Below are 12,823 nucleotides of genomic sequence, written 5' to 3' on the forward strand. Positions count from 1 at the left end.
GGCAGAACCTCTGAGAACAACCCTCCGATGAAAGGTGCGATGTTGCCGATACGAGTCGTTCAGTGGACCACGGGCATCGTCGGTCGCAGCGCGGTGCGCACGGTCCTGGCCCACCCGGACCTCGATCTCGTCGGGTGCTTCTCCTGGAGCGCCGACAAGGCAGGAACGGACATCGGTGAGCTCTGCGGTATCGACCCCGTCGGGGCGGTGGCCACCGACAGCGTCGAGGAGATCCTCGGCCTGCGGCCGGACGTCGTCCTCTACATGCCGCTGCACTGGCAGGTGGACGAGATGGTCCGGCTGCTGGAGGCCGGTATCAACGTCGTCTCGACCGCGAACTTCATCACCGGCCGTTCCTACGGCGACGAGGCCATGCGCCGCCTCGACGACGCCGCGAAACGCGGCGGGGTGTCGCTGTACGGCACCGGCATCAACCCCGGCTACGCCAACGCCCTCGGCCTGATGGCCACCGCGGTGTGCCGCCGGGTGGACCGGGTGTCCGTCCTGGAGTCCGTCGACTGCACTGCTTATGCCTCGCCGCAGACCTGGCTGGAGACCGGCTTCGCCGTCCCGCCCGACACGCCCGGCCTCGCCGAGCTCGCGAAGAACCGGCAGCTTGTCTTCGTCGACGCCGTCGAGATGATGGCCGAAGCGCTGCGCGTCGAGCTGGACGAGATCGTCTACACACCCGAGTTCGGTGTCGCCACCGAGGACCTCGACCTCGGCTATATGAAGATTGCCAAGGGCCACGTCTGCGGGCTGAAGGGCCTGTGGTCCGGGCGGGCCGGCGGACGGTCGGTCATCGAGCTCGGCCTCGTCTGGCGGCTCGGCCATGCCATGAAGCCGGACTGGCCCACCGAGGAGGGCTACGTGATCGAGGTCGACGGCGAGCCGTCGGTCCGCTCCAGGTTCACGGTCCGCTACGACACCCTCGGCGTCGACTTCGGCATGCCCACCGCCAACCCCGCCGTCAATGCCATCCCCCACGTCGTCGCCGCGGCACCTGGCCTGGTGACCGTCGACGAACTATCGATGATCACCGCCGCCGGCCTCGTAGCGACGGGGACCTGAGCCGCATCGCGTCGCGTCGCGTGCCCGAGCCACCGTCTGGCCCGATCACAACGCGTTCGTTCACACAAGGAGAGGTGGAGGTCCCGTGAGCTCGACACAGGAAGACCACACGCTGATGAGTCTGGCGGAACTGCAGGCCCGAGAGGGCATCAGAAGGCTCGTTTCACTCTATGGCCAACTGTTAGACGATCTTCGTCTCGAGGAGTGGGGGCAGCTCTTCGCCGAGGATGCGATCTGGCGGATTCCGTCGGTCACCTTCGAGGGCAGGGCGGCCATTGTCCAGGGCGTCGGGGCGATGGAGCCGGCCGAGCCCGGGCGGGCCAAGCACCTCACTCTCGATCCCGTGATCGATTTCGAGTCGGCGACGCGGGCGCGAGTGTGGACCGACCAGATCGCACTGCAATGTCCGGAGGAGAGCTGGGCCGTCGTGGCCGCCGGGCGTTACTACGACGTCGTCGAGTTCGACGGGACCGCCTGGCGGTTCGTCAGCCGGGAGGCCGACGTGCGATGGCCACCAGGAAGTGCGGGACTGACCGGCCTCGTTCCGGTTCCCGCTCGCTGAGTCCCCTCTGCGGGTGCGGTGTGCACGCCGTCAGACCCGCGCAGGCCGTCAGACCCCCGCGGTGCGCGGGTCTGACGGTCAGTACGGCTTCGGGTGCCAACCTTGCCGGCGCTACGGCACTGGCATCGACGTGTCAGGAGCACTGGATCCCGCGACACCCGCGCCGTCTGCCGGCGCCGGACGGACCTGAACGAGCGGGAGGTCGTCGTCGCGGCGTCCAGGGGCATCGCCCGGGTGGGCGTCGCGGGGCTCACGATGCGGGCCGTGGCCGCCGAGCTGGGGCTTTCGTCGATGGCCAGCTACTAGCCCGGTCGGGGGTCGCGGTGCGTGTGGAAGACGCGCAGCGCATGCGCGCCGGCGGGGGTCCGCCGTGACTCGTCGATCATCGCGCGCAGTGGCGGCGGGGTGTCCCGCAGCGGCGGTATCGCGCCGCCGAACTCGTCCGGCCAGACCACTGGCGCGGCTGCCACCGCGAAGGCCAGGTCCGACAGCGTGAAGCGGTCGCCGGACAGGTACGGCCGGCCGTCGGCGAGCCGCTCGCCGACCGCCCCGAGCACCGTCCCGATGGTCGCGGCGGCCGCCCGCTCCCTCGTCGCCGTCAGCCGGAGCAGCCCGCGCAGCAGGCCGGCGAAGAACGGGTAGCCCACCCGGACGGCGGTGCGTTCGACCGCCGACGTGCCGTCGCCGAGGGCGTGCACCATCACCGGCCGCAGGGGCAGCAGGTGGTAGTAGGCGAAGACCGTGGTCGCGCTGGCGAGGGTGCGGTGGAAGAGCCTCCAGTCGGCCGCCAGGTCGGCCGGGTCGGCGTCGTCCGGCCGCAGCCGCCGTTCCGGCGCGGTTCGCGCCTCCAGGTGGTCGACCATCTCGGCGACCGTGGCGAGCTCGGCGCCGCCGTCCGACAGCAGCGGGAAACGCACCGTATGGCCGCGCCGCATTGTGACGAGCGAGGAGAAGACGAGCGTGTGCCGCTCTTCCCGGTGTGGGAGGCCGTAGTAGGCGAGCAGGAACCGGCTGAACTCGCTGTCCAGGCTTGGCGGGAACGTGACCAGCGTCGCCTCGGTCACGACCGGCCCGCCCGCCGGATCCGCAGGCCGGCCGGGTACGGTCCATCCCAGCGCAGGTCGCCGGCGCGGACGAGGTCGCCGCCCTCCAGCAGCGCCATGGCGAGCGCCGGTAGCTGCACCCGGTTGATCTGCAGGCCGAAGCAGGTGTGCAGCCCGTGCCCGAAGTGCAGGTAGTCGCCCCACGCCCGGCCCGGTCGGAAGCGCCCGGCGTCCGGCACCACCGAGCCGTCGAACATCGCCGATCGGGTGGCGACGAGCACCCGGGTGCCCGCCCGGACAACCGTCTCCCGGCCGGTCCCGGCCGCGAGCACCCGGTCGGCCGCGCAGACCCGCAGCAGCGCCCACGTCTGCGGGCGGAAGCGCAGCGCCTCGAAGACGTACGAGGCGACCAGCTGCTGGTCGCCCGTGCGGGCCGCCCGCTGTGCGGCGGCGAGTTCTTCGGGCCGCCGCAGCAGCTCCTCCACCACCATCGCGAACGCCTTCGACACCGTCGGGATCCAGCCGGTGATGAGGCCGATGAGGTTGTGCCGGATGGCGAGGTCGTGCAGGCCGCCGTCCTGCTCCTTCGCCTGCAGCAGCCGGGTGAGCACGTCGTCCGGTACCGGGGCGTCGGTCGCGAGCCGCGCCTTCCTCGCCGCGATCAGCCCGTCGATGTGCGGCCGCATCTCGGCGGCGTCGGCCAGCGCCCGCGCGCGGATGGCGGCGTCGTTCGACGCATTCTGGAAGATGTGCTCGAAGAGGTCGCGAGCCCACCGCAGCTGGGTGGCGGTGTCCGGGCCGGGCGCGCCCAGGTAGCTCGCGACGATCCCGTCGAGCACCGGGTCGGCGAGGTCGCGGACGACGTCGAGCTCACCGGCGCCGGCGGCGGCGACCCGGGTGCGGGCGGCCGCGAGCACCTCGTGGCCGATGGCGGGCACGTCGTCCCGGCGCATCACGGCCCGCAGTGCCGCGTGGTCGTACCGGTAGAGCGCGGTGTCGTCCAGCCCGAGGATGAACGGGCCGGTGATCTCGGCCATCTTCGGCGTGTAGTGCGCGACCGTGAAGTGCTCGTGGTCGCCGAGTACCTCACGCACGTCGTCGGACCTGGTGACGACCGTGAACGGTCCGGCGGACAGGATCGGGCGGAACCGCCGCAGCAGGGCGAACACCCAGCCGGAACGGTCCCCGAGCAGGTCGCCGAGCCCGCGGCGGCGAGGGGAGACGGTGCCCATGTCAGCCCGCCGTCCCGGCCGCCACGGCGCCGAGCCCCGTGATGCCGGGCACGAAGAGGTACTGGCCGCCGCGGGTCGTCACGAACGTCGGCTGCGGGCCGAGGAAGAACGGCGGCTGGCCCGGCACGGTCATCTTCCCGCTGCCGTCCGCCGGCCCGCGGATCAGGAAGTCCTTGTCATGGCCGAGTCCGAAGACGTTCCCGTCCTCCAGCCACTGCACCTGCACACTCTCGAACTGCCGGGAGATGCTCGCGACGTAGCAGACGAAGATCAGGCCGCGTTCCTGGCCGTCCGGCCCGGTCGCCTCCGGGGGGAGGGGCGGCCCGTACGGCACCCCGCGCCGCAGCATCCGGTGCCGGAAGGTCAGCAGCTCACCGAACCCGATCGAGTCCCGCGGGTTGCAGCGGCGGATGTGGGCGCCGAGCGGGCAAAGTCGGCCGTCCGCGTCCACGTCGTGGTAGAGGAAGTCGTTGGCACCCGGATCGTTCCCGCGGAAGTCGGCCGCCGGGCCGTCGGGGGAGAGCACGATCGGCGTGCCGTTGCGCCAACGCCCGACGATCTTGGCGGCGAGCTTCTCCTCGTCGCCGCCGGGAAAGGCCGCCGCGGACGTGCGCAGCGTCTCCCGGAAGAGCGCGACGTCCTGCTCCAGCTTGCGCCACACGCCGTAGGTGCTGTTGCGCCCGAGCGGGCCGGCGGGGGCGCTCGGGAGATCCTGACCGTCGCCGTCCCGGCCGGACTCGTCCGGATATCCGAGAACGAACTCGCCGAGGGCGAGGCCGCGCCAGCCGTCCTTGTCCAGCACGCCGCCGCCGGGTGCCTTCTCGTCGGTGACGCCCTCCACCGCGGGCTGGGCGAAGCCGTCCGCGAAACCGAAGTGCTCGCGCACTCCGGGCAGCAGGCTCGCGTGTTCCTCGTGCACCAGGGAAAGGCCCTCGTACCGGCTGAGATCGGCCCGCAGGTCGGCGAGCCGGCCGGTCAGGTCGTCCTCGCTCAGCGCGTTGACGATGAGAATCACATGCGCCCTGTCGTGGGTGTCCCAGTGTTCGGGCGCGGACGTGCCGACGTCGCCGAGCTGGGCCGCGCGCGCCGCCATCCCGGCGCGGAACTCGTCCGAGAACGTCGCGAGCAGCTCGGCGGAAAGGCCGAGGGCGCGCAGCCCGGCATAGGTGAGGGCGACATTCAGTGTGGTCGCGGGCTTGCCCGCGGTCCACGGCCGGGCGCTGGTGACGTCGTCCACGAGACGGCCGAGCCACCGCTGCCCGGCCCGCGTCTCATCCACGTTCACGAAGAGGTAGGTCGTGCGCGAGTAGTCGTTCCCGTAGGCACGCAGGATCCCGCCCTGGATGTCGGCGAGATCGGGCACCGGCGGCGTCCGCCGGATCCGGGGGGTGGCGATCGTCATGGCCGGAACTCCTTCAGGAAGGCCGCGCGGATCGCTGCCGGGCCGGCGAGCTGGGTGTCGACGAGCAGGCGGACGAGGCGGTCGTGCACGTCCAGCGCCGCCGTCACCGCCTGCACCGTCGCGCGCGGGTAGGCGGCGAAGAACAGACCGGTGCCGATGGCGTTGTGCCGCAGGTAGCGCGCGAGCCCCGCGCCGGCGGCCGGCCGCGGGCAGCCGACACACCGGCCCCAGATCTCGGGCGCCTCGGCGGTCAGCGTGTCCGCGACGGCGGCGAGGTAGTCGTCCGCGGACCCGTCGACGTTGCTGGTGAACAGCAGGTGAGGAGAGCCGAGCGGGTCGGGAGCGGGCTGCTTCGGGTCCGTCACGAAGTCGGGGACGATCACCCAGCGGGCGAAGTGTGTGCCCGGTACCCGCGCCAGCGGGCTCCCGCCGGGCGCGGAACTCAGCCCCGTCAGGTAGCTCTCCAGCGCGTCCCGCTCGCCCGGCACGATCGGTGTGAGGACGGTGACCGGGCTCGCCTGCGCCGGCCGCGCCCTCACAGCAGGTCCTGGGCGTCGGTGAGGAACGCCGACCAGGCGCCCTCGAACTCCGCCGGCGACAGCCGCCCGGCCCGCTCGGCGAAGTCGGCGACCGCGGGCGCCAACGCCAGGGCTTTCTGCACCATTGTCGCCGTCGCCTCCGGATAGGCCGAGTAGTAGTGGGCGGCTTCGAGCTCGTTGCGGTGGATGTAGTCCTTGAACGGACCGGTCGGGAGCGCACCGGGGAAGCCGTACGAACTGGCCCAGAAGAGGCTCATGCCGCGCGTCAGCACGTAGGAGAAGGCGTCGATGTACTCCTCCCACCCGTCATTGAAGTTGCTCTCGAAGAACAGATGCGGGTAGCGGAGCCGGGTCCGCGGCGCGGTGTCGCCGTTCGCGGGCAGCTCGCGGATCAGCGTCCACCTGGCAAAGTGGATGAACGACAGCTTCCGCAGATCTCGGGTCAGCGGCGGGATCAGCCGCAAGGTGGTGAAAAGAATAGGAAGCCAAAGCTTTCCCCACCATTTCACCGTGCTGAAGACGGTGATGGCGATGGCCTGCCCGTCGATGTTGCCGGCGCCGGTGCCGGTGGCGGTCCCGACGGCCTGCCCGTCGATGTTGCCGGCGCCGGTCCCGACGGCTGTTCCAGGCTCGGAGACGGTCACCTCGGGTACCCTTTTCTGTCGGCGGAATCGCAAGACGAGAAGGTACGCGGTACGGTCCTTGAATGCCACTCGGATGTCGGGTGCTGGACAGTTCGACGGGCTGGATGCCGGATTTCGCCAGACCTTTCGAAGAAAACGATTCCGAGTTGGTTGGGAACGAATGAACCGTATACGGGTCGAACGGCTAGCACTCGGCGGATCGGCATTTTTCGCCGTCGCGTCGAGCGTCATCGGATTCCGCTGGGTGGCGTCGCCGTACTTCCGCGGCTACGCCTCCGCCGCCGCGGTCTGCTATCTGCTGAGCCGGCTCGCCGCCGCGTCGGGGGAGCGGCAGGGGGAGCCGTCGGGGAAGCGGCGGTGAGCGCGGCCGCTGGCGTCTGGGCGCACGCGCAGCTCCGCCTCGTCCAGCCCGGCTGGCCGGGCGGGAAGGGGGCGCGCTGGGTGGCCACGACCGCGGCTGGCGAGCAGTTCCGCTGCGTGGACCTCATCCACGGCCTGGACCGGCTCGGCGCGGACGGCTGGGAGCTGGTCGCATTCGCGCCGGAGCAGGGCGACCGGGCCACCAGCTTCTTCTTCAGGAGGCGTTGCGACGCCGCGACCGCACGCCCGACCTGACCGGCCGACGCACGACCCACGGGGAGCTCCAGGGTTCGGTCACCGGTGTTGAGCTGGTCCTCTTCGAGATCCATACTGTGCGGGTCCCGCTCGGGTCAGCTCAGCCGCCCGGTCGCGCGCAGCGTCTGCACGGTTCTCAGGGGCACCAGGCCGCGCCGGGCCCGGACTCCCGACCGGGCAGCGAACCTTCAGATCGCGCCGGCGTTGTGCACCAGAATCGCGATCTGGACTCGGTTCGCCGCGCCGAGCCTGGTCAGCAGCCGCGACACGTGCGCCTTCACGGTCGCTTCGCTCATGTACAGCTTGGCGGCGATCTCCGCGTTCGACAGCCCGTGGCCGACCTCGGTGGCCACCTCGCGCTCCCGCTCGCTCAGGCCGTCGAGCCGGCGCATCGCATCGGTTCGGCGGGTGTCGACCGGGTTGTCCGCGAACCGCTCGATCAACGTGCGGGTCACGGCTGGCGACAGCATCGCCGCGCCATCCGCGACGGTGCGCACCGCCTGCAGGATCTCGGTCGGCGGGCTGTCCTTGAGGAGAAATCCGCTGGCACCGGCACGCAGCGCTGCGAACACGTAGTCGTCGAGGTGGAAGGTGGTGAGGACGATGACCTGCGGCGGCCGGGGCAGAGCGCGCACCCGCTCGGTCGCGGCGATACCGTCCACGCCCGGCATCCGCACGTCCATCAGGACGACGTCCGGACGGTGGGCGTTCGCGGCCGCGACGACGTCGCCACCGTCCGCGGCCTCGCCCACCACGACAACGTCGGCGGCGGTGGCGAGGATCATTCGCAGCGCGGCGCGAACCAGCGGGTCATCATCCACCAGCAGGACCCGGACGGGCCCGCGAGCTTCGGGAGGCGCCGAGCCGGCGACGAGGTCGGGCTCGGGCGGCGCGCCGTTCACCGAGGCCACCGCAGCCTCGCGTCGACGACGAAGGTTCCCTCGGCGGTGGGGCCGCAGGTAAGTGTCCCGCCGGACAGCGACACGCGTTCCGCCAGACCGGTCAAGCCCGCTCCGGCGCCGGGCAGAGCTGGGGCGGCCGTGGGGCCGACGGCCTTCGTTGCCGACACCGACGGCGCCAGACTCGCACCCGGCCCGGGGGACGGGCCGCACGGGGACGGGCCGGACGCGGACGGGCCGGACGCGGACAGCGCCGAGGGTGTCAGCGCAGCGGGTGACAGTGCCGAGGGTGACAGTGCCGCGAAAGCCGGCGGAGTCCGGAGTGCCGGCGCGGGCAGCTCGTTGCTGACCAGCACCCGTAGGCCCTCGCCCGGCCGCCCGACGAGGCTGACGGTCGCCACCGCGCGGGGAGCGTGCTTGCCGATGTTGGTCAGCGCCTCCTGCACGATGCGGTAGGCGTCTCGTCCGAGCGAACCAGGCGCCTTGCCGGGCGACCCCACGTCGATCGACGTCTCGACTCGCAGACCGGCGTGTCGCGCCTCGGCGACCAGGTGCGACACGTCCGCGAGGGTCGGCTGCGGAACACGCGGCGCGGTCTCCGGCCCGCCGCGGCTGTCGGACCGCAGCACCCCGATGACCTCTCTGAGCTCCTCCAGTGCCTGACGGGCGGCGCCGCGAATCACCCCGGCCGTCGCCCCGACCTGCTCGGACGGCAGGTCGCTGCTGATCTCGAGGGCACCGGCATGCAGCGCGACCATGGTTATCCGGTGGGCGAGGACGTCGTGCATCTCCCGGGCGATACGAGCGCGCTCGGCGCTTCGGGCCTGCTCGGCGCGCAGGCGCTGGGCGGCCTCGGCGCGTTGGGCGCGTTCGCGCAGCGACAGCACGAGCTGCCGGCGGGCGCGGACCAGCATCCCCCAGGCCGCGACCGCCGAAATGATCAGGGCGGTGAAGAAGAGGTCGACCCACAGGGAGGAATCGGCGGACGGCCGGTAGAGGCCATAGCCGACACCGGCCAACAGGTGCAGCGCGATGACGCCCGCCAGCACATTGGCCCGGCGGTGGACCGCGACGGTGAACACCGCGACCACCGACGCCACGGCGGCGGCCGCGGAAAGCGTGACGACCAACCCGATGGCGACGGCGATCCGCACCGGCCAGCGTCGGCGCAGCCAGAGCGCGCAGCAGGACAGGCCGCCCAAGGCCACGTCGACGACCAGCTGAGGCGCTGTCACCGGCTCGGCTTCGGACTGCAGCGCCGAGTACAGGAAAAGCCCGCCGAGGCCGGCGGAGAGCACGAACACCGCGACGTCGACCAGCCAGTCGCGACCCGAACGGTGCACCGTCCGCCAGCGCGACCAGTGGCCGGACCGCACGGCGCCCCGGTCGGGCAGCAGCGACGCGGGAACCAGCGCCGGAAAGTCGACATCGTCGACATCGTCGACATCGTCGACCGAGCCCGCGACCACGCCTTCCGATTCTTCCGTGCCTGCTGCTGACCGCTCCGCCATCGGCCAAGCGTAGGAGGTTCCGACACCACGCCGACAGCCAACCAAGGGCGAAGGGTGGCTACGACTATCGTCGGTGGCACCGTGCCGATCGTCTATTCGACGGTCCCAACCCTCGTTCTGGCAGGTCACGGCGCCATTCCCGGCGCGCCGGGCCTGGGCTGGCAGGCGGTTCCACCTCGGCCCGCGGGCTTTCGGTGACCTCGTTCCGGTCAGACTGACCGTAAGAACCAGCGAAAACGCTGCCGCGGGATGTCCTTTCGTCGCCGAACCGTAGCGGTTCGGCCGATGTGGCGAGCGCCGCCTCACCACCAACATCCGGGTCATGATTTCAGTCCAGTCACTGTCCAAGCGTTACGGCAGCCAGACCGCCGTCGCGGACGTGTCATTCAGCTGCGAGCCGGGCACCATCACCGGCTTCCTCGGCCCGAACGGTGCGGGGAAGTCGACGACAGTACGCATGATCACGGGCCTGACGCGCCCCGACTCCGGTTACGCCACTGTCGCCGGCTTTCCGTTCACCCAGCTGCGGAACCCGGCCCGCAAGGTCGGCACGCTGCTCGACGCGGCAGCCGTCCACCCCGGCCGCACCGGGCGCGCCACGCTGCGCCTGACCGCCGACCTCATCGGCATGCCTCCCTCCCGCGCCGACGACCTGCTCGAGGAAGTCGGCCTGCCGCGCGGCGCCGCCGACCGCCGGGTCGGGACCTACTCACTCGGCATGCGCCAGCGCCTCGGGATCGCCCAGGCCATGATCGGCGAACCCGAGGTGCTGATCCTGGACGAGCCGGCGAACGGGCTCGACCCGGAGGGCATCGCCTGGATGCGGACCCTGCTGCGGTCGTTCGCGGCCGACGGCGGAACGGTGCTGCTCTCCAGCCATCTGCTCGGCGAGGTCCAGGCGACGGTCGACCGCCTGGTCGTCGTCGGGGGCGGGCGGGTCGTGGCCGCCGGCTCGCTCGACGAGCTGCTCTCCTCGGCCGGGCTCGTGCTGCGAGCCACCGACCCGCGGGCGCTCGCGCGGGTCCTGTTCGAAGCCGGCCTGCCGCACGTCGTCCACGAGGACGGCAGCACCGTCGTCGACACGAGTGCCCCGGCGGCGAGCGGCGTTGATGCCGAGTCGATCGCCCGGCTCGCCGCGTCCCACGGGCTCGTCCTGCTTGAGCTGCGCCAGGCTGACCGGACCGGCATCGAGGACCTGTTCTTCTCCCTGACCCGTGCCGGCGGCGCGCCCGGCGGCACGGGCCGCCCGGCCGGCGACATGCCGGCGTCGCCGGCGGAGGTGACCCGATGACCAGCGCGACTGTCAGCGGCGGCCGGTCGAGGCACGCCACGCCGGCCAGCCCGGTGGACGGCATTGCGTTCGCTCGCCTGCTGCGCGTCGAGTGGGCCAAGACCGTCAACACCCGCTCCGCGCGCTGGCTGATCGCCGCCTCCGCGCTGCTCGCGGTCGCGGCGACGGCCATTCCGCTCGGCTTCCCCGACGACATCGACCAGACCCAGGCGAGCTACCTGTCCTTCCCGGCGCTCGCGTCGGCCCTGCTGCTGCCGGTGACGTCCGTTCTCGCGCTGACCACCGAGTGGACGCAGCGGACGGTGCTGGTCACCTACACCCTCGAACCGAGGCGCGGCCGAGTGCTGCGGGCGAAGATCGCTGCGGGGCTCCTGCTCGGCCTGCTCGCCGGGCTGTTCGCGCTGCTGGTCGGCTTCGCGTCGATCGCACTGGCCGAGGGCATCGGCCGCGACGTCGCGAACCCGGACGGGACCGGGCCGCTGCTCGGCCTCATTCCGTTCGTGCTGCTGAACATGCTTTCGGGGATGGCCTTCGGCGCGGTGCTGCACAACACGGCGGCGGCGGTCGTCCTGCTCTACGTTCTGCCGACGGTCTGGAACATCATCGCGGTGGGTGCGCTGGCCGAGATCGGCGAGTGGCTCGACCCGACGCAGAGCATGGCCTGGCTGCTCGACGGAACGCTCGGCGACAACGCGGCCAGGTTCGTGACGTCGATGCTGATCTGGATCGCGCTGCCGCTCGGTCTCGGCCTGCTGCGCACCGCCCGGCGCGAGGTGTCCTGAACCAGGCCGTTGAACGTCCCCCGCAGATCTCCAGCGCGTGTCCACCGCCACGCCTGTCTGGCTCTCCGGACGGGCGTGGCGGGCCTGGCGGGCGTACTGGCGGGTCTCGGCGAAAGCGGATCTCGGTGAAAGCAGGTACTGGACGCGGTCCGCGCCCAGGTACCTGGGATCCACGGTGGCGCGGGCTGGCCTACCGCCTGCTGACGGCGTCGGCGGGCGGCGGGTCGTCGCGGAGGAGAGGGTGGGCGGTGTAGGCCAGCGGGATGTCGGCGATCGGCTCGTCGGGGGTCGCGTCGGGGCGGCGGTGCGCGACGGCGCGGACGTAGCCGAGGTGGCGGCCCTGATCGGCGGTGAGTGCGTCGATCTCCACGGTGTTGTCGGGGTTGATGGTGTGGTGCCAGTCGAGCCAGCGCAGCCAGCCGTCCGGCATGGTGTCGGCGACGGTGACGTGTGCGACGCCGCTGCGTTCCCAGTGGCGTCGCCACCAGGCCGCGGAGTGCAGGCAGGCCATGCTCGGCTCCCACCAGGCGCGCAGATGGTCCGGTACCGGACCATCGAACTCGTCGACGAGCCCGGCACCGGCGATACCGATCACGCCGCCCGTCCGGACGAACCGGGAAAGGTAGTTCAGGTACAGGTCGTCCGTGCCGTAGTAGACGAACGAGTCGATGCTGACCACGGCGTCGAAGAAGCCGGTGGCGAACGGCAGTGAACGGGCGTCGGCGCGCAGTGGGAACACGGCGTCCTCGACACCGGCGTCACGGATGCGGGCCAGGCGTTCGTCCGGGCCGAACCACAGGTCGGTGGCCCAGACCTGCACCCCGAATTCCCGGGCCAGGAAGACGGACGACGCCCCACGGCCGCAGCCGAGGTCGAGAACCCGCAGAGCGGGCCGCAGGTCGAGGGCCTCGGTGAGCCATTCGGTCAGCCACAGCGAGTTCGCGCCGCCGCTGACCGCGCCGGCAATCCAGTCCGGGTGATAGCGGGAGCTGCGGGGAAACCGCGCCGAGCGCAGCCGTTCGCCGGCTGTTCCCTCACTCCGGTTTCCTGTTCCACCGGGGTTGCCTGCCCCACCGGGGTCGCCTGTCCCACCGGCGTTTCCTGCCTCGTCCTCGTCGGCCATCTCGGCTGTGTTCGTCCTTTCCTGGCTGGGGGTTGCCTGGGGGATTCTGCCTGCGCGGTTCTGGTCTGTCATCCTCGTTTTCCGGCGGCTGGATCGGTCGTGCCGACGG

General features: G+C 71.6%; 15 protein-coding genes. 7 read left to right on the plus strand and 8 right to left on the minus strand.

Annotated features, from left to right (window positions below; genetic code table 11):
- Window positions 1–39 precede the first annotated feature (39 nt).
- From ACG83_RS13115 to ACG83_RS13125, 3 genes are all read left to right on the plus strand, one after another.
- Entirely contained in the window at window positions 40–1,071 is a 1,032-nt protein-coding gene (locus ACG83_RS13115; RefSeq protein WP_063793080.1) for a dihydrodipicolinate reductase, read from the plus strand.
- 85 nt (window positions 1,072–1,156) lie between these two features.
- Window positions 1,157–1,633, plus strand: a complete 477-nt coding sequence (locus tag ACG83_RS13120; protein WP_054566375.1) for a nuclear transport factor 2 family protein — start codon at window positions 1,157–1,159, stop codon at window positions 1,631–1,633.
- A gap of 93 nt (window positions 1,634–1,726) precedes the next feature.
- Window positions 1,727–1,939, plus strand: a complete 213-nt coding sequence (locus ACG83_RS13125) for a hypothetical protein (protein ID WP_054566376.1) — start codon at window positions 1,727–1,729, stop codon at window positions 1,937–1,939.
- Here the strand turns inward: ACG83_RS13125 and ACG83_RS13130 are convergent.
- The 5 genes from ACG83_RS13130 to ACG83_RS13150 are packed head-to-tail and all read right to left on the minus strand — an operon-like array spanning window position 1,936 to window position 6,493.
- Window positions 1,936–2,697 (minus strand): hypothetical protein, encoded by a 762-nt coding sequence (locus ACG83_RS13130; protein WP_054566377.1) that lies wholly within the window; start codon window positions 2,695–2,697, stop codon window positions 1,936–1,938. The genes ACG83_RS13125 and ACG83_RS13130 overlap by 4 nt on opposite strands.
- Window positions 2,694–3,908 carry a cytochrome P450 gene (locus ACG83_RS13135; RefSeq protein WP_054566378.1) on the minus strand — a complete coding sequence of 405 codons (1,215 nt, stop codon included), beginning with the start codon at window positions 3,906–3,908 and terminating at the stop codon, window positions 2,694–2,696. The genes ACG83_RS13130 and ACG83_RS13135 overlap by 4 nt, the downstream gene beginning before the upstream one ends.
- Before the next feature lies 1 nt (window position 3,909).
- Window positions 3,910–5,310 (minus strand): hypothetical protein, encoded by a 1,401-nt coding sequence (locus tag ACG83_RS13140; RefSeq protein ID WP_054566379.1) that lies wholly within the window; start codon window positions 5,308–5,310, stop codon window positions 3,910–3,912.
- A complete protein-coding gene (locus ACG83_RS13145; protein ID WP_054566380.1) occupies window positions 5,307–5,849 on the minus strand; it encodes a hypothetical protein in 543 nt (180 codons plus the stop codon). Before ACG83_RS13145 ends, ACG83_RS13140 begins: the two co-directional genes overlap by 4 nt.
- Window positions 5,846–6,493: a hypothetical protein gene (locus ACG83_RS13150; protein ID WP_054566381.1), complete on the minus strand. Its 648-nt coding sequence runs from the start codon at window positions 6,491–6,493 to the stop codon at window positions 5,846–5,848. The genes ACG83_RS13145 and ACG83_RS13150 overlap by 4 nt, the downstream gene beginning before the upstream one ends.
- A 160-nt stretch (window positions 6,494–6,653) precedes the next feature.
- Between ACG83_RS13150 and ACG83_RS13155 the strand changes: the two genes are divergently transcribed.
- Entirely contained in the window at window positions 6,654–6,854 is a 201-nt protein-coding gene (locus ACG83_RS13155; protein ID WP_054566382.1) for a hypothetical protein, read from the plus strand.
- Window positions 6,851–7,108: a hypothetical protein gene (locus tag ACG83_RS13160; protein ID WP_054566383.1), complete on the plus strand. Its 258-nt coding sequence runs from the start codon at window positions 6,851–6,853 to the stop codon at window positions 7,106–7,108. The genes ACG83_RS13155 and ACG83_RS13160 overlap by 4 nt, the downstream gene beginning before the upstream one ends.
- Before the next feature lie 188 nt (window positions 7,109–7,296).
- On the opposite strand, the gene ACG83_RS13165 is transcribed toward ACG83_RS13160, so the two are convergent.
- Together ACG83_RS13165 and ACG83_RS13170 are read right to left on the minus strand one after the other, a co-directional pair.
- Complete coding sequence (locus tag ACG83_RS13165) at window positions 7,297–8,010, minus strand: response regulator transcription factor (protein WP_235497858.1); 714 nt, start codon at window positions 8,008–8,010, stop codon at window positions 7,297–7,299.
- A complete protein-coding gene (locus tag ACG83_RS13170) occupies window positions 8,007–9,476 on the minus strand; it encodes a sensor histidine kinase (RefSeq protein ID WP_054566384.1) in 1,470 nt (489 codons plus the stop codon). Before ACG83_RS13170 ends, ACG83_RS13165 begins: the two co-directional genes overlap by 4 nt.
- Window positions 9,477–9,840: 364 nt before the next feature.
- Between ACG83_RS13170 and ACG83_RS13175 the strand changes: the two genes are divergently transcribed.
- A complete protein-coding gene (locus ACG83_RS13175; protein WP_054566385.1) occupies window positions 9,841–10,809 on the plus strand; it encodes an ATP-binding cassette domain-containing protein in 969 nt (322 codons plus the stop codon).
- The gene (locus tag ACG83_RS13180) at window positions 10,806–11,591 is read left to right on the plus strand and encodes an ABC transporter permease subunit (protein WP_054566386.1); all 786 of its coding nucleotides are present in this window, start codon (window positions 10,806–10,808) and stop codon (window positions 11,589–11,591) included. Before ACG83_RS13175 ends, ACG83_RS13180 begins: the two co-directional genes overlap by 4 nt.
- 190 nt (window positions 11,592–11,781) lie before the next feature.
- On the opposite strand, the gene ACG83_RS13185 is transcribed toward ACG83_RS13180, so the two are convergent.
- On the minus strand, window positions 11,782–12,786 hold the full coding sequence (locus ACG83_RS13185; RefSeq protein WP_200931311.1) for a cyclopropane-fatty-acyl-phospholipid synthase family protein: 1,005 nt from the start codon (window positions 12,784–12,786) through the stop codon (window positions 11,782–11,784).
- Window positions 12,787–12,823 lie beyond the last annotated feature (37 nt).

Origin of the sequence: Frankia sp. R43 (genome assembly GCF_001306465.1) — a bacterium.
Taxonomy (GTDB): domain Bacteria; phylum Actinomycetota; class Actinomycetes; order Frankiales; family Frankiaceae; genus Parafrankia; species Parafrankia irregularis.

Coding starts and splice junctions, on each gene's coding strand:
- ACG83_RS13115 (WP_063793080.1), top strand. CDS start 40: ATGTTGCCGATACGAGTCGTTCAGTGGACCACGGGCATCGTCGGTCGC.
- ACG83_RS13135 (WP_054566378.1), bottom strand. CDS start 3,908: ATGGGCACCGTCTCCCCTCGCCGCCGCGGGCTCGGCGACCTGCTCGGG.
- ACG83_RS13140 (WP_054566379.1), bottom strand. CDS start 5,310: ATGACGATCGCCACCCCCCGGATCCGGCGGACGCCGCCGGTGCCCGAT.
- ACG83_RS13155 (WP_054566382.1), top strand. CDS start 6,654: ATGAACCGTATACGGGTCGAACGGCTAGCACTCGGCGGATCGGCATTT.
- ACG83_RS13175 (WP_054566385.1), top strand. CDS start 9,841: ATGATTTCAGTCCAGTCACTGTCCAAGCGTTACGGCAGCCAGACCGCC.
- ACG83_RS13180 (WP_054566386.1), top strand. CDS start 10,806: ATGACCAGCGCGACTGTCAGCGGCGGCCGGTCGAGGCACGCCACGCCG.
- ACG83_RS13185 (WP_200931311.1), bottom strand. CDS start 12,786: ATGACAGACCAGAACCGCGCAGGCAGAATCCCCCAGGCAACCCCCAGC.